The organism is Arthrobacter sp. 10L424 (genome assembly GCF_056395325.1).
Genome location: NZ_JBFTJH010000002.1, coordinates 441440 through 460974 on the forward strand (window position 1 = coordinate 441440; position 19535 = coordinate 460974).

Annotated in this window: 17 protein-coding genes and 2 tRNA genes; 6 read left to right on the forward strand and 13 right to left on the reverse strand. The window is 64.5% G+C overall.

Annotated elements, in window-relative coordinates:
• Nucleotides 1-2: 2 nt before the first annotated feature.
• Entirely contained in the window at nt 3-1979 is a 1977-nt protein-coding gene (gene pknB, locus AC1DC5_RS05240) for a Stk1 family PASTA domain-containing Ser/Thr kinase (RefSeq protein WP_476864447.1), read from the forward strand.
• Here the strand turns inward: pknB and AC1DC5_RS05245 are convergent.
• Nucleotides 1976-2617 (reverse strand): aminodeoxychorismate/anthranilate synthase component II, encoded by a 642-nt coding sequence (locus AC1DC5_RS05245; protein WP_441404760.1) that lies wholly within the window; start codon nt 2615-2617, stop codon nt 1976-1978. The genes pknB and AC1DC5_RS05245 overlap by 4 nt on opposite strands.
• A 285-nt stretch (nt 2618-2902) precedes the next feature.
• Between AC1DC5_RS05245 and AC1DC5_RS05250 the strand changes: the two genes are divergently transcribed.
• Nucleotides 2903-3154, forward strand: a complete 252-nt coding sequence (locus tag AC1DC5_RS05250) for a cell division protein CrgA (RefSeq protein WP_441404759.1) — start codon at nt 2903-2905, stop codon at nt 3152-3154.
• 120 nt (nt 3155-3274) lie between these two features.
• Entirely contained in the window at nt 3275-3880 is a 606-nt protein-coding gene (locus tag AC1DC5_RS05255; protein ID WP_441404758.1) for a DNA-3-methyladenine glycosylase I, read from the forward strand.
• A gap of 1402 nt (nt 3881-5282) precedes the next feature.
• On the opposite strand, the gene AC1DC5_RS05260 is transcribed toward AC1DC5_RS05255, so the two are convergent.
• Together AC1DC5_RS05260 and AC1DC5_RS05265 are read right to left on the reverse strand one after the other, a co-directional pair.
• Nucleotides 5283-6161, reverse strand: a complete 879-nt coding sequence (locus AC1DC5_RS05260; RefSeq protein WP_476864448.1) for a rhomboid family intramembrane serine protease — start codon at nt 6159-6161, stop codon at nt 5283-5285.
• 9 nt (nt 6162-6170) lie between these two features.
• Nucleotides 6171-6716 (reverse strand): peptidylprolyl isomerase, encoded by a 546-nt coding sequence (locus tag AC1DC5_RS05265; RefSeq protein WP_441404756.1) that lies wholly within the window; start codon nt 6714-6716, stop codon nt 6171-6173.
• Between the two features lie 156 nt (nt 6717-6872).
• Between AC1DC5_RS05265 and AC1DC5_RS05270 the strand changes: the two genes are divergently transcribed.
• The gene (locus AC1DC5_RS05270) at nt 6873-7853 is read left to right on the forward strand and encodes a hypothetical protein (protein WP_476864449.1); all 981 of its coding nucleotides are present in this window, start codon (nt 6873-6875) and stop codon (nt 7851-7853) included.
• A gap of 155 nt (nt 7854-8008) precedes the next feature.
• Nucleotides 8009-8884: a glycosyltransferase family 2 protein gene (locus tag AC1DC5_RS05275; RefSeq protein ID WP_476864450.1), complete on the forward strand. Its 876-nt coding sequence runs from the start codon at nt 8009-8011 to the stop codon at nt 8882-8884.
• 25 nt (nt 8885-8909) lie between these two features.
• Here the strand turns inward: AC1DC5_RS05275 and AC1DC5_RS05280 are convergent, their stop codons facing one another.
• Nucleotides 8910-9824 (reverse strand): DMT family transporter, encoded by a 915-nt coding sequence (locus AC1DC5_RS05280; RefSeq protein WP_441404753.1) that lies wholly within the window; start codon nt 9822-9824, stop codon nt 8910-8912.
• 114 nt (nt 9825-9938) lie between these two features.
• Here AC1DC5_RS05280 and AC1DC5_RS05285 point away from each other — a divergent pair, with 114 nt between their 5' ends.
• Nucleotides 9939-10307, forward strand: coding sequence for a cupin domain-containing protein (locus AC1DC5_RS05285; protein ID WP_441404752.1), 369 nt, complete (start codon nt 9939-9941; stop codon nt 10305-10307).
• Nucleotides 10308-10384: 77 nt separating this feature from the next.
• Here AC1DC5_RS05285 and AC1DC5_RS05290 read toward each other — a convergent pair.
• From AC1DC5_RS05290 to gnd, 9 genes are all read right to left on the reverse strand, one after another.
• Nucleotides 10385-10460: transfer RNA gene (locus tag AC1DC5_RS05290), tRNA-Ala, on the reverse strand.
• A gap of 72 nt (nt 10461-10532) precedes the next feature.
• A complete protein-coding gene (locus tag AC1DC5_RS05295) occupies nt 10533-10655 on the reverse strand; it encodes a DLW-39 family protein (protein ID WP_442853887.1) in 123 nt (40 codons plus the stop codon).
• A 64-nt stretch (nt 10656-10719) separates the two neighbouring features.
• Nucleotides 10720-10793: transfer RNA gene (locus AC1DC5_RS05300), tRNA-Ile, on the reverse strand.
• 98 nt (nt 10794-10891) lie between these two features.
• Nucleotides 10892-11542 (reverse strand): DUF3566 domain-containing protein, encoded by a 651-nt coding sequence (locus AC1DC5_RS05305; RefSeq protein ID WP_476864451.1) that lies wholly within the window; start codon nt 11540-11542, stop codon nt 10892-10894.
• Nucleotides 11539-14250: a DNA gyrase subunit A gene (gyrA, locus tag AC1DC5_RS05310; RefSeq protein ID WP_441404750.1), complete on the reverse strand. Its 2712-nt coding sequence runs from the start codon at nt 14248-14250 to the stop codon at nt 11539-11541. The genes AC1DC5_RS05305 and gyrA overlap by 4 nt, the downstream gene beginning before the upstream one ends.
• A 61-nt stretch (nt 14251-14311) precedes the next feature.
• Nucleotides 14312-16396: a DNA topoisomerase (ATP-hydrolyzing) subunit B gene (gene gyrB / locus AC1DC5_RS05315; RefSeq protein ID WP_476864452.1), complete on the reverse strand. Its 2085-nt coding sequence runs from the start codon at nt 16394-16396 to the stop codon at nt 14312-14314.
• Between the two features lie 412 nt (nt 16397-16808).
• The gene (locus AC1DC5_RS05320; protein WP_441404748.1) at nt 16809-17372 is read right to left on the reverse strand and encodes a DciA family protein; all 564 of its coding nucleotides are present in this window, start codon (nt 17370-17372) and stop codon (nt 16809-16811) included.
• Nucleotides 17365-18582: a DNA replication/repair protein RecF gene (gene recF / locus AC1DC5_RS05325; protein WP_441404747.1), complete on the reverse strand. Its 1218-nt coding sequence runs from the start codon at nt 18580-18582 to the stop codon at nt 17365-17367. The genes AC1DC5_RS05320 and recF overlap by 8 nt, the downstream gene beginning before the upstream one ends.
• A 26-nt stretch (nt 18583-18608) precedes the next feature.
• Nucleotides 18609-19493, reverse strand: a complete 885-nt coding sequence (gnd, locus tag AC1DC5_RS05330) for a phosphogluconate dehydrogenase (NAD(+)-dependent, decarboxylating) (RefSeq protein ID WP_441404746.1) — start codon at nt 19491-19493, stop codon at nt 18609-18611.
• Nucleotides 19494-19535 lie beyond the last annotated feature (42 nt).

Sequence of the window (19535 nt, forward strand, 5' to 3'; positions counted from 1 at the left end):
CCATGTCCAATTCACCCCGCACCCCATCACACCGGGAGGACCGCGGCCCCGTGAACACGCAGCGCGTCCTCAGTGGGCGTTATGAGCTGGGTGAGCTGATCGGCCGCGGCGGCATGGCCGATGTCTTCCGAGGCGTCGACACCCGCCTGGGACGCACCGTTGCTGTCAAGCTGCTGCGTCCGGACCTGGCCAGGGACCCCCAGTTCCAGGCCAGGTTCAAGCGCGAGGCGCAGTCGGTGGCCGCCCTGAACCATCCCTCAATCGTTGCCATCTATGACACCGGCGACCATGCCGTGCCCGGTGACCACGAGGACACGGTCCGGGTGCCGTACATCGTCATGGAGTTCGTCTCCGGGAAGACGATCCGGGACCTGATCAGGGCCAAGGACGTCAGCATCGACCAGGCGATCGACTTCACCCTGGGCGTCCTCGCTGCCCTGGATTACAGCCACAAGGCCGGGATCGTCCACCGCGACATCAAGCCGGCCAATGTGATGTTCTGCCCGGATTCCAACAGCGTGAAAGTCATGGACTTCGGGATTGCCCGCGCCATGGCTGACTCTGCGGCGACCATGACGCAGACCCAGGCCGTGGTGGGGACCGCCCAGTACCTCTCACCGGAACAGGCGCGCGGGGAGACCGTGGACGCCCGGAGCGATCTGTACTCCGCCGGATGTTTGCTGTACGAGATGCTGGCCGGCCGGCCGCCGTTCATCGGCGACAGCCCTGTTTCCGTGGCCTACCAGCACGTGCGCGAAATCCCCGAACTTGCCAGCAGCTTGAATCCGGACGTCTCAGAGGCGCTGGACAGCGTGCTGATGAAGGCTTTGCAGAAAAACCGTGCGGACCGATTCCAGGACGCCGCTGCATTCCGCCGGGCCCTCCGGGCGGCGCGGAGCGGAGTCGGAGTGGTCCCTCCGGCTGCGAGCGAAGCTGCCACCGACCCTCAGAACACCATCCCGACTCCGGACAGCACACCGACAGCCGCTTTCTCGGTCACCGGCGCCAAGTTCCTTGATGAGACCCCCACCGGCAGGCTCCGGCCGCCGCTGGATTCATCGGCTGATGACGACGACGCCCTGGCGGCCGAAGGTGTCGCCTATGACGCGGCGGATACCGGCAGCCTGCCTTTGGTCCTGCCCCCGGAGCGCGAACACACGCCGGGACAGAAGTCCCGCCGTCGGACATGGATAACGACACTGGTGATCCTCACGGTCCTCGTGCTGGCAGGCGGCGGCCTGTGGCTTTACAACATGATGAACCAGGCTCCGCCTCCCGTGGCAAAGGTCCTGGTGCCCTCGGTGACGTCACTGACCGAGAGTGAAGCCCTCCAGAAGCTCTACAACGCGGGGCTCAAACCCCAACTCAGCCGGATGCAGCACGAGACCATCGCCAAGGGCATCGCCGTCGGCACTGTGCCGGCAACGGGGGCCTCACTGGACCCGAATTCGGACATCACCCTCAATATCTCCGAGGGGCCCAGCGTCATCACCATCCCCGCGGACCTTCCCGGGCGGACGGAGGCTGCCGCCCGGGATGTGTTGCGCCAGAAGGGTCTTGCCGGAGCACCTGGCACCACCATGGCCAACAGTGCCACGGTCCCGGCCGGAATCGTGATCACCACAAACCCGGCGCCGGGGCAGAACGTTGCGGCGGGAAGCACGGTGGAAATCATCGTGTCCACCGGGAAGGTGGCGGTCCCTCAGCTCGTCGGCCTCCCCGTCGCCGAGGCTGAGGCCGCGCTGAAGGCCCTGGGCCTTGGCATGAATGTCACTGAAGTCGAAAACTCCCAGGTGGAACCGGGCAAGGTCACCGGGCAAACTGACGCCGCGGAGGCCCTGGTCGAACAGGGCAAGACGGTCGGCGTCACCGTCGCGAAGGCCCCCGCGCCGCCGCCGAGTCCCACGCCGACTCCGACCCCGACGTCGAGCAAGGGCGCAAAGGAAGGCGGATCGCTCCTGGGCGGGTTCTCCCGCTAGTGCTTAATGAGCGGGCTTAGCGCCGCGGCCCGCTGCGCCGCACCGGCCATGCCGAGGGATTCGAGCCAGTTGCCGAGCATCTGATAGCCGCCTTCGGTGAGCACGGACTCCGGGTGGAACTGCACCCCGCAGAGGGGCGCGGTGCGGTGCTGGAGCCCCATGACCACTCCGGTGGCCGTCTCCGCGGTGATCTCCAGGACCTCCGGGATGCTCTCCCGGACGGCGGCGAGGGAATGGTAGCGGGTCGCCGTGAAGGGCGAAGGCAGCCCGGTAAACACACTGTCGCCGTGATGCTCCACGAGGGAAGTCTTGCCATGCATCAGCTCGGGCGCATGCGTCACGGTTCCCCCGTAGGCCTCCGCCAGCGCCTGGTGGCCGAGGCAGACGCCCAGCATCGGCTTGTTATGGCTGCCGCACCACTTGATCAGCTCGATGCAGACTCCTGCCCCGGCGGGGTTTCCGGGACCCGGGGAGATGAGGACGCCGTCGCGCGCTTCCGCGAGCTCGATCGCCTCGGCCAGGGTGACGTCGTCGTTGCGGACCACGGTGGTCTCCGCGCCGAGTTCCTGGAGATAACCCACCAGGGTGTAGACAAAGCTGTCGTAGTTGTCGACGACGAGGATCTTGGTTGTGCTCATGGATGCCTTGCTGAACCAATCGTTGAATCGCTGAACTGGGTGAATTGTGCCATCCAGGGAAAAAGGAACTGAACCATCAACACCCGGAATCATTCCTGCAGCTGCAGCACGTGGCTTCTCCTCCCGGACGTTCGCGGCGGACACCACTGTGGCCTGAACTCCAGCTAGAATTGGCTCCGAATAAGAACTCATACATGACCAAGAGCGCGCTGACCGCCGGTGTATTCCTTCTTGCAGGATATCAAGCCACGGTCCCGCTCCTGTTCCAGCCGCCCAGGAGGACCCGTGCCCGAGTCAAAGCGCCGTAAGAGGACCAGCGACGCAACGCCGCAGACCTCCGCCCAGGCCTATAAGCCCAACCCCGTCTGGTTCAAGCCGGTGATGTTCGGCCTGATGATCATTGGCCTCCTGTGGATCATCACTTTCTACATCAGCGAAGGCACCCTTCCGGTAGCAGCCTGGGGATCCGGGAACATCATCGCCGGCTTTGGCATCGCCATCATCGGCTTCCTAATGACCACCCGCTGGCGTTCCTAGGGCCCGCCGCAACCCTCGAAAGACCGGTACACCCTGTGTACCGGTCTTTCGCGTTAACGGGATGTCGGACCGGGGACCGATAATGCTGGAACGGAGGACAACGCGAGGGAAGGAAACCGGATGGCAGCGGCAGTAATCGGCTCAGTGATCGGCGACGACGGCCTGGCCCGGCCACCGTGGGCGGCCGTGGATCCGCTGCTGCGCGAGTACTACGACACCGAGTGGGGGCTTCCGGTACGCGACGAGCAGGGCCTGTACGAGCGCATCAGCCTCGAGGCCTTCCAGGCCGGACTCTCCTGGGCCACGATTCTCCGGAAAAGGCCAGCGTTCCGGGCTGCCTTCCATGACTTCCATCCCGAGACCGTGGCCGCGTTCACCGAAGCCGATGTTGAGCGCCTCCTCCTGGACGCCGGGATCGTCCGCAACCGGCTCAAAATCAGGGCCGCCATCACGAACGCCCAGGCCACGATTGCGCTGAGGGACGACGGCGGACTGGTTGACTTCGTTTGGGCCTTCCAGCCCGATTCCACTCCTGAGCCGACCTCCCACGAGGAGATCCCCACTACGTCGGCAGAGTCGGTCGCCCTGTCCAAGGCGCTGCGGAAGCGGGGTTTCGCGTTTGTCGGCCCCACAACGATGTATGCCCTGATGGAAGCGATCGGCATGATCGATACTCATCTGCTGGACAGCCACCGCCGCGGAGCCTCAGGAATCTGGCCCCGCTGACGGCGTCCGCTGTGCACAACTCCGCGGGGAGTTATCCACACTGTTGATAACTCCCCGGGGCTCCCACCGGGCTTGCCACCATCCCCGTGCCCTGTGGCCCTCAGAAGCACGCTCCACCCGGCCATCCCGGCTGAATTACATGCGTGTGAGTTATTAACAGTGTGGATTGACTGTGGATAAGTGAACTGATTGGCCCTGTTCTGGCCCCCGGAGCTGAAATCCGAGGCCGGAGCACGCAATTGCGGGGTCACTCTCGGTCCGCCGGGCGCCGCGGCCGGGTTATCCACTTAGCAACACCCCGGTACCCACAACTTATCCACAGCTGGGGATAAGTGCACGATCCGAGCCTTGATTTCGCAGCCCTGGCGCCCCGTGGCGGGCATTCTTCGCGGATCACATCGAGGGCGCCGTTATTAACGCTGTGAATAACCCTGTTGAAATCAGATTTGAACAGGTCCTCGGTGTCGCTGTAGAGCGCTGAGCCTCGCTGCAGTGAGCGTTCACGCCCGCTTAGAACTGTCATTTCACCGCGTTACCGGCAGGGTTGTCCACTTAACCACAGGACCACCCACAGGAGTTATCCACAATTGTGGAAATTCTCAAGACCTTCGGTGCAAAATCGCCAGTTGTGGCCCTCAGATCCAGCACTCCGGTGTGAACTACAGCGCTGTAAGTTACCAACAGTGTGGATAACTCCTGTGGACAACTTCCACGGGCCCGTGCCCGGCAACCCCCTTGGGGCGGGGAGGGCCGCAATTACTGCAACGCAAAAGGGTGCCCCGCGCAGGACGAGCTGTGGAAAACGGGGAAATGCTGTGGGAAACCCTCCCACCGCGACGCTCCAGGTCGCGCCTGGGTCTGTTTAGAGGGCCATTGGGAGAAGGCTCCGTGAAGCCGCGACGCTCCTGCCCAGTTACTTACTGCTCCACGCCGGCACACCCGCGGAATCCCGCCGTTAGAGGACGGTGGACCCGGTTTAAACACGGAGTAACTGGGCTGGAGCGTCTCCGTCGGGTGCCGCTTCGGTCCTGGCAAATAAGAGGAGCCCGGCTCGGGCGCTGGCAAGCAGGAGGACGGCTCGGCACTGCAGGCCGGGCTCCGGCGCTGGCAAGCAGGAGGACAGCTCGGCACCGCAGACCGGCTCATGCGCGACGCTCCTGCCCAGTTACTTCCTGCTCCACGCCGGCGCACCCGCGGAAACCCGCGGTTCCAGGACGCGGAGACGTAGTCAGGCACGGGGGAACCGGGCTGGAGCGTCTCCTTCGAGTGCCGCGTCATTCATCGGCAGGGAAGGATAACGGAGTCAACGGGGCGAACTGGCCGTACCGGGAAGTGGGGCCGGGCCAACTGGCCGTCCCGGAAGCGCCCCGGGTCAGCTGCCCCGGAAGCGGGGACGGGTGGGCTAGCTGGCCACCCGGAGGGCGGAGATGGCAATCAGCAGGGCGAGCACCAGGACGAGGCCGCCGGCCTGTAGCAGACCCTGCCGCGGGCCGCGGGGCGTGTACGCAATGACGGCGGCACATAGGGCACCCGTGACAGCACCACCGAGGTGGGCTTGCCAGGCAATCGACGGGACAATGAAGCCGATGGCGCCGTTGATGAGGATCAGCACCCAGAGTTGCTTGGTCTCGCCACCGCGGCGTCGCTGGACCACCAGCATGGCGCCGAACAGGCCGAAGATGGCGCCGGAAGCTCCCACAACGCCACTCAGCGGCTGGCCCGGGACATAGCCCGGAGTCAGCAGGAGGTAGCCCACGGATCCGCCAAAAGCGGACAACAGGTAGACGGCCAGGAAGCGGATCCGGCCCAGAAGGGGTTCGAGTGCCTGACCGAATATCCACAGCATGTACATGTTGAGCACGATATGGAGGATGAACCCCTGGGAATGGAGGAATGCGGACGTCACCATCCGCCAGGGTTCGAAGACCCCGTACTCCGGGGAGGCATAGACCGTGGCGAACGCCAGGTTCCGGTAGATCCCGTCGTTCGGGACCAGCCACTGGAGTACAAAGACCAGGGCACAGAGCCCAATGATGAAGTAGGTGACCAAGGGTTTTCCGGTGGTCACGGCGCCGCCGTAGACGGTCTTGATGTCCGGCGTCGTGCGTTTTGTCTCGTTGACGCAGTCAACACATTGGAATCCGACGGCGGCCGCCCGCTGGCAGTCGGGGCACGCAGGGCGCCCGCAACGCTGGCAGCGCACGTAGGCGGGCCGGTCCGGGTGCCGCGGGCACACCGGGATCTGCGCGGACGGCTCTGCCGCCGGAATTCCGTAGCTCATGCGCTTGGCTTAGAGCTTTTCTACATCAATGCTGTTGATGGTGACGTCCTCGACCGGGCGGTCACCCATACCGGTGCGGACACCCTCGATGGAATCGACAACCTTCTTGGATTCCTCGTCCGCCACCTCACCGAAGATGCTGTGCTTGCCCTGCAGCCAGCCGGTGGGGATGGTCGTGATGAAGAACTGCGAGCCGTTGGTGCCGCGGCCCATCTGGATGCCGGCGTTCGCCATGGCCAGCTTGTAGGGCTCGTTGAAGGTCAGTTCCGGGTGGATTTCGTCGTCGAACTTGTAGCCCGGTCCGCCGACGCCGCGGCCCAGGGGGTCGCCGGCCTGGATCATGAAGTCCTTGATGATGCGGTGGAAGATGGTGCCGTCATACAGGGGCGTACCGGTCTTGTCCTCGCCGGACTCCGGGTGGGTCCAGGCCTTCTCGCCCGTGGCCAGTCCGGTGAAATTCTCGACCGTCTTGGGGGCGTGGTTGCCGAAGAGGTTGACGACAATGTCGCCCATGCTCGTGTGGATGGTTGCTTTTGCGGTTGCGATGGCAGTCATAGGCCCCATTCTTCCACGGCGCGCCCCTGCGCACGTGGCCCCTCCGCCAGTTCCGCGCTGGGTGAAATCCCCCTAAAATCAGCCTCGAAGAATAGCCGGTGAGGTCTGGGACACGTAGGCTAACTCCAGAACCGTCACATTAATCGGGAGGTAGTTGTGAAGAAAACGGATCGTATTGCCCGGGAGCTTGAGAATTCCGTCAGCACCGGAGTAGAGAACGCCAAAGACTGGGCAACCCCCCGGGTTGAGGCAGCAGTCAGCTGGGCCGTTCCGCGTCTGCAGCAGGGCCTGGATACCGCTTCTCCCAAGATCCAGGAAGGCCTCAAGTCCGCGGCCTACAACCTTGCCGACGGCGTCGCGACGGTAACTCCGCGTCTCCAGGACAGCCTGGCGCACCTCGCCCCGAAAATCAGCGACGCCGTTGAGGGAGCCACCCCGCGCCTGCATGAGGCCGTGGACAAGGCCACCCCGGTCATCGCCAACGCGCGGGACCGGGTCGTCGTCGAATACCTGCCGAGGCTTTCCACCCAGCTCGGCCAGGCGTCCGACGCCGTGCACCGTACGCTCGAGAGTGCTCCGGCCCACGTCGACGCGGTTGCGCAGAGGCTCAGTGACGCTGGAATCATCCACGCCGTCCAGGAGCAGGCAAAGACCGCCGGAGGGCACGTAAAGGTAGCTGCGAGGAAGGCCGGCAAGGCCGTCAATATAGAGGTAGCCAAACCGCAGAAGTCCAAGCACCGCGGGTGGCTGATCCTCGGCATCATTGCCGCGGCCGCGGCCGCCGCTGCTGCCGCATGGAAGGCTTCCAAACCGGTCGAGGATCCCTGGAAGACACCGGCTCCGGTGACGCCGGCCCCGGTGCCGGCCACCACCGTCAACGATGTCAAGGATTCCGTACAGGCGACTGCCGCCAAGGCTGGCGCGGCCGCAGTTGCCGCCGCCGACGCTGCTGCGGACGCCTCGGCTGATGTCGCCGAGTCCGCCGGGGACGCCGCCGACAAGGCCAAGCACGCGGCCAAGGACGCTGCCGAGGACATCAAAGACGCTTCCGCCAAGGTTGCCACCGACGCGAAGACCGCAGTCCGCAACATCGCTGCGAGCCTGAACAACGGGTCGGACAAAAACACCGGCGCCTAAGCAGCTTGCGCCCACGGCTTCAGTCAGCCATTGAGGGAGGGATTCCGCCACAGGCGGGATCCCTCCCTTTTTTGCGCGCGATGTTTACCAGTTCGTATCCGGTCCGTTGCCCGGTATCGGACAGAAAAAACCCGTGTGATGCTAAATTTGGGGGGATGTCACCCGAAAAATCCTCTGAGGATGCCTTACACGATGCTGTGCAGATGCCGGCTGTGTCTATCGTCATCCCGGCGTATAACGAGGAAAGTGTCATCCGGCAGTGCCTCATCGCAGCCGTGTACCAGTCTGTCCCGGCCCACGAGATCATCGTCGTCGACAACATGTCGAAGGACCGCACGGCCGACATCGTCCGGCAGATGCAACTGGAATATCCGGAGAGCCCCATCATCCTGCTCAGCCAGGATCTGGAACAGGGCCTGATCCCCACCCGCAACTTTGGCCTCGACCACGCCACCGGAGACATCCTCGGCCGGATCGACGCCGACTCCGTGCTGGAGCCCGACTGGGTCGAACAGGTGCAGAAAGCCTTCCGGGACAGGTCCGTCCATGCCGCGACGGGTCCGGTGGTCTACTACGACATGCCCATGCGGCGTTTCGGCCTGAAGGCCGACGACAAGATGCGCCAGCTGATGCTCAGGCTGGCCAAGCACCAGTACCACTTCCTCTTCGGGTCCAACATGGCCCTCCGCCGCTCCGCCTGGGAGATCATCCGCCTGGAGACGTGCCGGGATGAGAAGGATGAGATGCATGAGGACATCGATTTGTCCCTGCACCTGGCCGAGAATGAGCTCCGAATCCAGTACTGGCCGCAGATGGTCTCCGGCATGTCCGCACGCCGCCTGGAAGATTCCCCCCGCGACTACCGGTACTACGTGACGCGCTTCGACCGCACGTACAAGGCACACAACGTCAAGAAGATGGCGCTCAAGGCCCCCATGGTGGTGTTCTTCTCCGTGTACTTCCCGGCCAAGCTGCTGCGCGCGATCCACACGGTCAACACGGCCCAGCCCGCCCGCCGCGGCGGCCAGTAGCGCACGGCGCCCGCTGGCGCCGTCGTCAATCCGTCCCGAGCTCGGCCAGAGGGGGCGCACCGCGTCGTACGGAGCGGGAGCCCCGCTGTCCCACGACGACGACGGCGAGCCCCACCAGGATCATCGCCAGCCCGGCGTAGGTCCCGGCCGGCAGGGTCTCTGACAGGAACGCAGCAGCGAGCAGCGCCGCACCGGGAATCTCGAGCAGGATGATCATGGATACCAGCAGCGGGCTCATCGTCGCGAGCAGGTGGTTGAAGGCGGTGTGCCCGATCAGCTGCGCGCACACCGTAATCGCCAGGATTCCGACCCAGCCGGCGGCTTCAAAGCCCGCGAGGGGCTGCTGCGAGAACAGCGCCAGGATGGCGACCACGGCCGCACACATCCCGTAGCAGAGGGTCGTGTAAACGCCCGTGCCCATGGTCTGCCGTGCCTGGCCGCCGGCCAGGGTGTAGATGCCCGCCAGGGCGCCGCCCGCCAGCGCCAGGAGGTCACCAAGCAGCGCATCCGGGGAGGTGCCCATGTCGAATCCGGTGATCGCAATGACGCCGCCGAAAGCTATCCCCAGCCCGGCCAGGACCGGCCAGCGGTGCCTGACGCCCCGGAAGAGCTGGAAGATGGCGATCCAGCCGGACTGCAGACAGACGAGGGCAGTGGCTGCCGCGACGGAAGTCAGTTGCAGGGAGGTGATGAAGCAGGCGAAGTGCAGTGCCAGGGCGACGGCTGCCGCCAGTGACCAGCGGAACTCCCGGCCGGTGACCCTGCCGAACTGGCGCGGGTCCCGGACCAGCACGGGTCCGGCCATGACGACCGACCCGATCGCATTGCGCCAAAAGGCGATTGCCAGGGCGCTGACGGAGGTTGCCCCCAAGGTAGCGGCGATAAGCGGCCCGGAGGAGGCCACACCTAGGACGCCCACGGCGGCAAGGAAGAAGTTCACGATCCCACAGTAGTGGGGCTTTGGCGCGCTCGGCGGAAGAGGGGTTCTTGACGGCGAAATATGGCGGTGCCAGTCTTAAATCCGGTCTCACCACCATCCGCAAAGGAGACCATCATGGCTTCAACCATCCGCAAGAGCCTGGACAATCCGGAGGAAACCCGTCCCGTCAAGGACGGGATGGGCCAGGTAGAGCTTGTGAACCTCGACGCCGGCGCCGTGGCACGTGCGACGTTCCTGCCCGGTTGGAAGTGGTCGCAGCACGTCAAGCCGATCGCCCAGACCGACAGCTGCATGATTGCCCACAAGGGTTACACGATTTCAGGCCGGCTCAAGGTCGTTATGGACGACGGCGAGGAGACGGAGTATGGCCCGGGCGACTACGGCTTCATCCCGCCGGGGCACGACGCCTGGGTCGTCGGTGACGAGCCATACGTTTTCATCGACTGGCAGGGCATGGATGACTACGCCAAACCCAAGGAATGAGAAGCCGCTGCCCGGCAGTCCGGGCCGGGCATGCAAAAGGCCCCGGACCGCATTTCTGCGATCCGGGGCCTTTCCTATGGTGGAGGCACGGGGACTCGAACCCCGAACCCCCTGCTTGCAAAGCAGGTGCGCTACCAATTGCGCCATGCCCCCATAAGAAGCAACCCGACAATCATACCCTAGTTCGACGGGCTGTTTTCCAACTGCCGATCCGGGGAATCCGGGCTAGTCAACCGTATCGGTTGATTCGCTCCAGACCGTTTTCCGGGCTTCGGATTCCTGCACTTTTTTGTAGAGCAGGACGCCTGCGATCGTAGCTGCAACAACGAGCAACTTCTTCACATGCACCCCGTTCCGGTTCAGCGATAAACAAATATCAACCGAACCTCCACTTGAATCAGTACAGATTCCGTGGGCGTACCAGGACTTGAACCTGGGACCTCTTCGTTATCAGCGAAGCGCTCTAACCGCCTGAGCTATACGCCCCGATGCCTCATCGGGCCGAGATACGACTTTACAGCACATCCCGGCCCGATCTCAAATCGAGGCATTTCCCCGGGAAAATTCCGGGAAAACTACGGGATTTAGTCGTCCGTCAGGGTGACGCCGATGCCGCCCACGAGGGTGGCCGAGATGTTGTACAACACCGCGGAGAGCATCGACAGCGCCGTCAGCAGAACCACGTTGATGACGGCGATGATGGTGGCAAAGGATGCCACCTGCCCCAGCGAGGCGACCTTCTTCAATTCGAAGCCGCCGCCCTCGGAACCGGCCAGGGTTCCCAGGAGGCCATCGACCTGATCGAAGATTCCGGTCAGGTCCAGAACCGTCCACAGCACGATCGCGGCCACGACGGTCACGATACCCAGGGCCACGGAAAGCAGGAAGGCCATCTTCAGGACGGACCAGGGGTCGACCTTGCTCACCAGCAGGCGGGCACGGCGGACCTTGGCCTTCGGTGCCGGCTTGATCAGCCCTGCGGTGCTCTGGCCCGGACGGCTCTGGTCAGGACGCTGTCCCGGGGTTGCCGGGCGCTGGCCCGGAGCCGCCGGGCGTCCCTGTACGGGACGCTGTCCCGGCACCTGAGGCCGCTGGGCCGCACCGTTGGCGCCGCCCGCTACACCCGGGCGCTGCTCGGGGCGGGACGGGGCGCTGACCCGCGGTGCGGCGGCAGGTTGCCGCACTCCGCCGGGAACGCCGGTGTTCGGCTTGGGATATGAGTCGGAATTACTCACGCGTTACCTCCGGTGTTGTCTTCGTCCAGCTCGGCATTGCCTGATGACTCATCTGACTCCGGGGCCGGTGCTGATTCTTCCGCTGCGGACCCCTCGAAGGATCCGGTTTCTTCAGCCAACGTTACGTCATCAGCCGCCGATGACTGGCTTTCGGCGCCATCCTCTTCGGGTACTTCGTCGGTTTCGAGGCCCCGTTCGCTGTTGCGCGCCACCTCGATGATGCGGTCGTTCTTATCCGGCTTGGCGAAGATAACCCCCATGGTGTCGCGGCCCTTGGCCGGCACTCCGGCCACGGATGACCGCACCACCTTGCCGCCTTCCATAACCACCAGGACCTCGTCTTCCTCCTGCACGATCAGCGCACCCACCAAGTGGCCGCGCTCCTCCTGGTACTTGCCCACCTTGATGCCGAGGCCGCCGCGGCCCTGGAGGCGGTATTCCTCGACGGCGGTGCGCTTGGCATAGCCGCCCTCGGTGACGATAAACACGAAGGAACCGTCAGTGACGACGTCGGCAGCCAGCAGTTCGTCGTCCTCGCGGAACTTCATTCCCGTGACGCCGGAGGTGGCCCTGCCCATCGGGCGCAGCGCCTCGTCGGTGGCCGTGAAGCGGATCGACTGGCCCATGCGGGAGACGAGCATCAAGTCATCCGTCTCCGAGACCAGCTGGGCGGAGACCAGCTCGTCGCTGTCGCGAAGGTTGATTGCGATGACTCCCGCGGAGCGGTTGGTGTCGTAGTCCTCCAGACGGGTCTTCTTCACCAGGCCGCGCTTGGTGGCCAGCACCAGGTACGGCGATTGCTGGTAGTCCCGCAGGTCCAGCACCTGGGCGATGTGCTCGTCCGGCTGGAACGCGAGGAGGTTCGCCACGTGCTGGCCCTTGGCGTCGCGGCCGGCTTCGACGAGTTCATACGCTTTCGCACGGTACACCCGGCCAAGGTTGGTGAAGAACAGCAGCCAGTGGTGGGTGGTGGTCACGAAGAAGTGCTCAACGACGTCGTCGCCGCGCAGCTGTGCGCCCTTGATGCCCTTGCCGCCGCGCTGCTGCGAGCGGTAGTTGTCGCTGCGGGTGCGCTTGACGTAGCCGCCCCGGGTGATGGTGACGACCATTTCCTCTTCCGGAATCAGGTCTTCCATCGACATGTCGCCGTCGAAGCCCAGCAGGACCTTGGTGCGGCGGTCGTCCCCGTGCTTGTCGACAATCTCGGCCAGTTCGGTGCTGATGATCTGGCGCTGGCGTTCCTCGGAGGCGAGGATCGAGTTGTATTCCGCAATCGCAGCTTCTAGTTCGGCGTGCTTGTCCTGGATTTTCTGGCGTTCCAGGGCGGCGAGCCGGCGCAGCTGCATGTCCAGGATGGCGCGGGCCTGGAGCTCGTCAATGTCCAACAGTTCGATCAGGCCGTCGCGCGCGGCTTCGGTGGTGCTCGAGGCGCGGATGAGCGCAATCACTTCATCCAAGGCATCCAGTGCCTTGAGGAGGGCGCGCAGGATGTGCGCTTCTTCCTCGGCCTTGCGCAGGCGGTAGCGGGTCCGTCGCGCGATGACGTCCATCTGGTGGGTAACCCAGTGCCGGATGAACGCATCCAGGCTCAGCGTGCGAGGAACGCCGTCAACGATTGCCAGCATATTCGCGGCGAAGTTGTCCTGCAACTGGGTGTGCTTGTAGAGGTTGTTCAGCACCACCTTGGCGACGGCATCGCGCTTAAGCACGATCACCAGGCGCTGGCCGGTGCGTCCCGAGGTTTCATCGCGCAGGTCGGCGATGCCCGAAATCTTCCCGTCCTTGACCAGCTCGGCGATCTTGATCGCCAGGTTGTCCGGGTTGGCCTGGTACGGCAGCTCGGTGACCACCAGGCACGTGCGGCCCTGGAGTTCCTCGACGTTGACCACGGCGCGCATGGTGATCGAGCCACGGCCGGTGCGGTACGCGTCCTCGATCCCCTTGTGGCCCAGGATGGTGGCACCGGTCGGGAAGTCGGGCCCCTTAATGCGCACGATCAGTTCTTCGAGCAATTCCTCGCGGCTAACCGTGGGGTTGGCCAAGTACCACTGGACGCCGTCGGCAACCTCACGGAGGTTGTGCGGCGGGATGTTGGTGGCCATGCCGACGGCGATGCCGGAGGAACCGTTCACCAGGAGGTTCGGAAAACGGGCCGGCAGGATGGTGGGTTCCTGGTTCTTGCCGTCGTAGTTGTCCTGGAAATCGACGGTTTCCTCGTCGATGTCGCGGACCATCTCCATGGCCAGCGGCGCCATCTTCGTTTCGGTGTACCGCGGTGCTGCTGCCCCGTCGTTGCCGGGAGAACCGAAGTTGCCCTGGCCCAGCGCCAGCGGGTAGCGCATGGTCCAGTCCTGGATCAGGCGGACCAGCGCATCGTAGATGGCGGTGTCACCGTGCGGGTGGTACTGGCCCATGACTTCGCCGACCACACGGGCGCACTTGTTGAAGGAGCGCTCCGGGCGGTAGCCGCCGTCGAACATCGCATACAGCACACGGCGGTGGACGGGCTTGAGCCCATCGCGGACATCCGGAAGGGCGCGGCCCACGATGACGGCCATCGCGTAGTCGAGGTACGAGCGTTGCATTTCCGTCTGCAGGTCAACCTGTTCCACCCGGTCGGTCAGCACATCGGTGTCCAGTACGGTGCCCTCAACTACGGTCTCGCCGTCGGCCGGTCCGGCCGGAACTTCTGGTGTTTCGTCACTCATAGTCTATATTTTCCGTTTCAGGTATATATCAGTCCGGGAATATTAAGCCGTCTGGCGGCTGTCAGATATCCAGGAACCGAACGTCCTTGGCGTTCTGCTGAATGAAGTTTCGGCGCGATTCAACGTCCTCGCCCATCAGGGTGGAGAAGGTCTGGTCCGCGGCCAGGGCGTCGTCCATGGTGACTTGCAGCAGGGTGCGGTGATCCGGGTCCATGGTGGTGTCCCACAGCTCGGTGTAGTCCATTTCGCCGAGTCCCTTGTAGCGCTGGATGCCGTTGTCCTTCGGGATACGGCGGCCGGCGGCCTGGCCGGAGAGCAGCCGAGCATCGCGTTCCCGGTCGCTGTACACGTAGTCGTGCGGGGCGTTGGACCATTTGATCCGGTACAGCGGCGGCTGCGCGAGGTAGACGTAGCCGTTCTCGATCAGCGGGCGCATGTAGCGGAACAGCAGCGTCATCAGGAGGGTGGTGATGTGCTGGCCGTCGACGTCGGCGTCGGCCATCAGAACGATCTTGTGATACCGCAGTTTGCTCAGGTCGAAGTCCTCGCCGATTCCCGTGCCGAACGCGGTAATCATGGACTGGACTTCGGCGTTGCCCAGCGCCTTGTCCAGCCGGGCCCGCTCCACGTTCAGGATCTTGCCGCGCAGCGGGAGGATGGCCTGGGTCTCGGGGTTGCGGCCGCGCTTGGCGGAACCGCCGGCGGAGTCGCCCTCCACGATGTAGACCTCGCACTTTTCCGGGTTCTTCGACGAGCAGTCCGAGAGCTTGCCCGGCATGCCGAAGGACTCCAGCGGGCTCTTGCGGCGCGCGTTGTCGCGGGCCTTCCGGGCTGCCATCCGGGCCTGGGCTGCGGAGATGGCTTTGCGGATGACGTCGCGGGCCGGGCCCGGATTGCGCTCCAGCCAGTCGCCGAGTCCATCCGTAACGACGCGCTGGACGAAGCCCTTGACCTCGGAGTTGCCGAGCTTGGTCTTGGTCTGGCCCTCGAACTGCGGTTCGGACAGCTTGACCGAAATGACGGCCGTCAGGCCTTCACGGATGTCGTCGCCAGTGAGGTTGTCATCCTTTTCCTTGATGATGCTCTTCTCCCGCGCATAGCGGTTGATGAGCGAGGTCATCGCGGCGCGGAAACCCTCTTCGTGGGTGCCGCCTTCGTGGGTGTTGATGGTGTTGGCGTAAGTGTGGACACTCTCGGAGTACGCGTTGGTCCACTGCATCGCCATTTCCAGGGCAATGTGCCGTTCCGTGTCCTCGGTTTCGAAAGCGATGACGTCCTCGTGGACCACATCGACCTTCTTGCCGGAGTTCAGGTGCTGCACGTAGTCCAGCAGTCCGTTGTCGTACTGGTAAACCACCGTGTGGAACTCTGCGGGGACTTCACCTTCGGTGCGGACGACGTCGAGATCGAGGTCACCGTCCTCGGACGGTTCCTCCGCCGCTTGCCTTTCATCGGTGAGCGTGATGCGCAGGCCCTTGTTCAGGAAGGCCATCTGCTGGAAGCGGGCGCGGAGCGTTTCGAAGTCGAAAGCCGTCTCTTCGAAGATGCCGGCATCGGGGTAGAACGTCTGGGTGGTGCCGGTCTCGGCGGTCTCCTCGCCCTTGACCAGGCTGCCCTGCGGCTTGCCGCCGTCGGCGAAGGACATCCGCCAGACGTGGCCCTGCCGGCGGACCTCGGTGTCGACCCGGCTCGAGAGCGCGTTGACCACGGAGATGCCCACGCCGTGCAGGCCGCCTGACACGGCGTAGCCGCCGCCGCCGAACTTGCCGCCGGCGTGCAGGATGGTCATCACGACCTCCACGGTGGGCTTGTGCTCCGTCGGGTGCATGTCGACCGGAATGCCGCGGCCGTCGTCGACCACTTTGACCCCGCCGTCGGCCTGCAAAACAATCTCGATGTGGGTGCAGTACCCGGCCAGGGCCTCGTCAACCGAGTTGTCCACCACTTCATAGACCAGGTGGTGCAAACCACGCGGACCGGTGGAGCCGATGTACATGCCGGGACGTTTCCGGACAGCCTCCAGGCCTTCGAGCACCGTGATGTCGCTGGCGCCGTAGCCGTGGGGAGTCGCGGCCTCCGGCGGGGTGACCGCCGCTTCTGCCTCTACTGGGTCCACTGCCGGGATCTCTGCATTGTCGTTAGCCACAGGCGCTTTCGACTCCTCTTTTTCGCTAAAGGCCGGCCGTTGCCGCTTCCCGGAGGAAACAGCCACTGCCAACGGGCACGTCACTGATGACACCGGTGGTGCTGCTGGCTCGAGGATCCGTCTACCGCACGCGGATGTTGCGTCGGAAACGGACTCAGTCAACGTTTCACCGGCGCCCAGTTATCTTCCACGATTCTACCGTGTTATAGGGGGGAAACCCGCATTCTGGAGGCCTAAACGGGAAGGAAAGTGCCGCTGGGAGGCCACAGACTCCACCTGCAAGGCTCCAGGGGTACCGGGATGAGGTTCCTATACGGCCCCCGGCTGTCTGAGCGCCCTACATGCCGTTCGCAGATTTTTCAAGAGTTTTGCAAGGAGTGCTTCAGATCCAGTGATTCCCGGGCCGCCGGAGTTATCCGTACGTATCCCGCGGTCCCCGTCCGTTGACGGTCCGGCCGCCCTTGCGCCAGCTCGGCGCCGCAGGGCCGAGGACCTGGATCTTGGTCACGACGCCGTCGCCGAGTTCGGTGCGGAACTTCTCCAGCAGGCTGATGCTGAGCAGGCGGAGCTGAGTTGCCCAGGCGGTGGAATCACAGCGGACGTGGAGGGTGGTGTCGGTGAAGCTTTCCGGCGTGCAGTGGGCGGAAATCTCCGGGCCCACGAGGGTTGCCCATTCCGCCATCACCGAGCCGACTGCCACGGGAGAGCTCCAGCCGCGTTCCGCGACGAGTCGTCCGACCACTTTGCCAAGACCCATCGGGTCCCGGCCGGTGCCGTGAAACTGTCCGAAGCCGCGGGTACTGCTGGTGCTCCGGCCGGTCTTCTGCGGAGTGGCGCCAGGACGCGGCGGGGCCTTGCGCCGGATTTCACCGCGGGAAGCGGCCGCCTCACGCATCCTGTTCAGGGCCGACTGGGCAGCATCGATGTCGTCGGGATCGCGTCCCGGTTGCAGGCCGCCGTCGGTATCCTTATTCATCGACCTTCCCGCTCATCGATTCCTCGTCGATCCCTCCGGGGATAACCTTCACCCGCCGCCCGGCCAGTTCCACCGGGATATCATCCTCGACGGCGGCAGTCACGAGCACCTGCTCGGCGCCGGATACTATTGCCGCCAGTTTACGCCGCCGCTGGACGTCAAGCTCGGCAAAGACGTCGTCCAGGATCAGGATGGGTGCGGATCCGCCGGTACGGGCATCATCGAGCATCACGTAGTACGAGGCCAGGCGCAGGGACAGGCACATGGACCAGGTTTCACCGTGCGAGGCGTAACCCTTCGCGGGGGCCGCGCCGAGGATGAGTTCAAGTTCGTCACGGTGCGGGCCTACGAGGGAGATCCCGCGTTCCAGTTCCTTGCGGCGTGACACTGCGAAGGCCTTCACGTAGCGCTCGGTGAGCTCGTCAACGGAGAGCTGGCGCAGGTCCTCGGCCGGCCCGTCGCCCGGAGCTGAATCGGCAGCCGGCATGCCGCCGTCGTCCTCCAGCGCTCCCTGCAGCGTGGAGCGGTAAATGGCCCCCGCTTCCTTGGAACCGTCAGTGAGCTGCGCGTAGGCGCTGTTGAGGTGGGGGCGGAGCCGTTCCACCAGTTCGAGCCGGGCATGCAGCAGCTCGGCCCCCGCCCGTGCCATGTGCTGGTCCCAGACGTCCAGGGTGGCTTCGTGGCCGCTCGTGAATTTGCCGGCGCGGGCGGACTTGAGCAGCGCATTGCGCTGCTTCAGCACCCGGTCGTAGTCGCTCCGGGTGGCCGCGTGCCGCGGCATAAGGCTGACCAGGAGCTCGTCGAGGAAACGGCGCCGGCTGGACGGATCGCCTTTGACCAGGGCCAGGTCCTCCGGGGCGAACAACACGGTCTGGCAGATGCCAAGGATGTCCCGGGCCCGGACCGGGTTGCTGCGGTTGATCCGGGCGCGATTCGCGCGCGAGCTGCTGATTTCGAGTTCGAGCACCGTGGACTGCTCGCCCCGGACAAGTTTGGCGCGGATCAGGGCCCGTTCGCTGCCGAAGCGCAGCAGCGGGGCATCGGAGCTGACCCGGTGGGAGCTCAGAGAGGCCAGGTAGCCGATGGCTTCCATCAGGTTGGTCTTGCCGATGCCGTTGGAACCGACCAGCACGGTGACGCCGGGCTCGAAACTCAGTTCCACCTGGGCATAACTGCGGAAATCAGTGAGCGAAAGTTGTTCTAGGTACACGCCGGGTTCAGGATTTCAGGGCAGGACTATTTGGCCGGCCGGGTCGCATGCCCGCCGAACTGGTGGCGCAACGCGGAAACCATCTTCATCGCCGGGGAATTGTCTTCGCGGGAGGAGAAGCGGGCAAAAAGTGCCGCCGTGATGGCCGGAGCGGGCACGGCGTTGGCGATAGCCTCTTCGACGGTCCACCGGCCTTCACCGGAATCCTCGACGTAGTCGTCGATCGATTCCAGTCCGGGATCTTCGTCCAGGGCCTTGACCATAAGATCCAGGAGCCAGGACCGGACCACGGTTCCCTTCTGCCAGGCGCGGAAGGTGCCGGGAAGATCGGTGACGATGTCCTTTGCGGCCAGGAGTTCGTAGCCTTCGGCGTAGGCCTGCATGAGCCCGTACTCGATGCCGTTGTGGACCATCTTGGCGTAGTGGCCTGCGCCGATCCCTCCGACGTGGACGAAGCTGTCCGCACGGTCGCCCTCGGGACGGAGCGCGTCAAAGACGGGCATGGCGCGGTCGATGTCGGCGGCATCCCCGCCGGCCATAAGGCCATAGCCGTTCTGCAGGCCCCAGACCCCGCCGGATACACCGCAGTCAGCGAAACGGATGTTCTTCTCAGCCAGCGCGGCGCCGTGTTTCTGGTCCTCTGTGAAACGGGAGTTGCCGCCGTCGATCACGAGGTCACCGGCGTCGAGCTTGGTGCCAAGTTCGGTGATGACGGCGTCGGTGATGTCGCCGGAGGGGACCATCACCCAGATCAGCCGCGGTGAGGGCACGGCGGCAATCAGTTCGTCCACGCTCGCGACGTCGGTGATGTCCGGATTACGGTCGAAACCGGTGACCTCGATTCCACCCTTGCGCAGCCGCTCGCGCATGTTGAAACCCATTTTTCCAAGGCCGATTAGTCCGATGTGCACGGTATGAACTCTTTTCTGCGCTGGGATTTCGGGGTGGGCCCA

Coding starts and splice junctions, on each gene's coding strand:
- pknB (WP_476864447.1), top strand. CDS start 3: ATGTCCAATTCACCCCGCACCCCATCACACCGGGAGGACCGCGGCCCC.
- AC1DC5_RS05245 (WP_441404760.1), bottom strand. CDS start 2,617: ATGAGCACAACCAAGATCCTCGTCGTCGACAACTACGACAGCTTTGTC.
- AC1DC5_RS05255 (WP_441404758.1), top strand. CDS start 3,275: ATGGCAGCGGCAGTAATCGGCTCAGTGATCGGCGACGACGGCCTGGCC.
- AC1DC5_RS05260 (WP_476864448.1), bottom strand. CDS start 6,161: ATGAGCTACGGAATTCCGGCGGCAGAGCCGTCCGCGCAGATCCCGGTG.
- AC1DC5_RS05265 (WP_441404756.1), bottom strand. CDS start 6,716: ATGACTGCCATCGCAACCGCAAAAGCAACCATCCACACGAGCATGGGC.
- AC1DC5_RS05275 (WP_476864450.1), top strand. CDS start 8,009: ATGTCACCCGAAAAATCCTCTGAGGATGCCTTACACGATGCTGTGCAG.
- AC1DC5_RS05285 (WP_441404752.1), top strand. CDS start 9,939: ATGGCTTCAACCATCCGCAAGAGCCTGGACAATCCGGAGGAAACCCGT.
- gyrA (WP_441404750.1), bottom strand. CDS start 14,250: ATGAGTGACGAAACACCAGAAGTTCCGGCCGGACCGGCCGACGGCGAG.
- AC1DC5_RS05320 (WP_441404748.1), bottom strand. CDS start 17,372: ATGAATAAGGATACCGACGGCGGCCTGCAACCGGGACGCGATCCCGAC.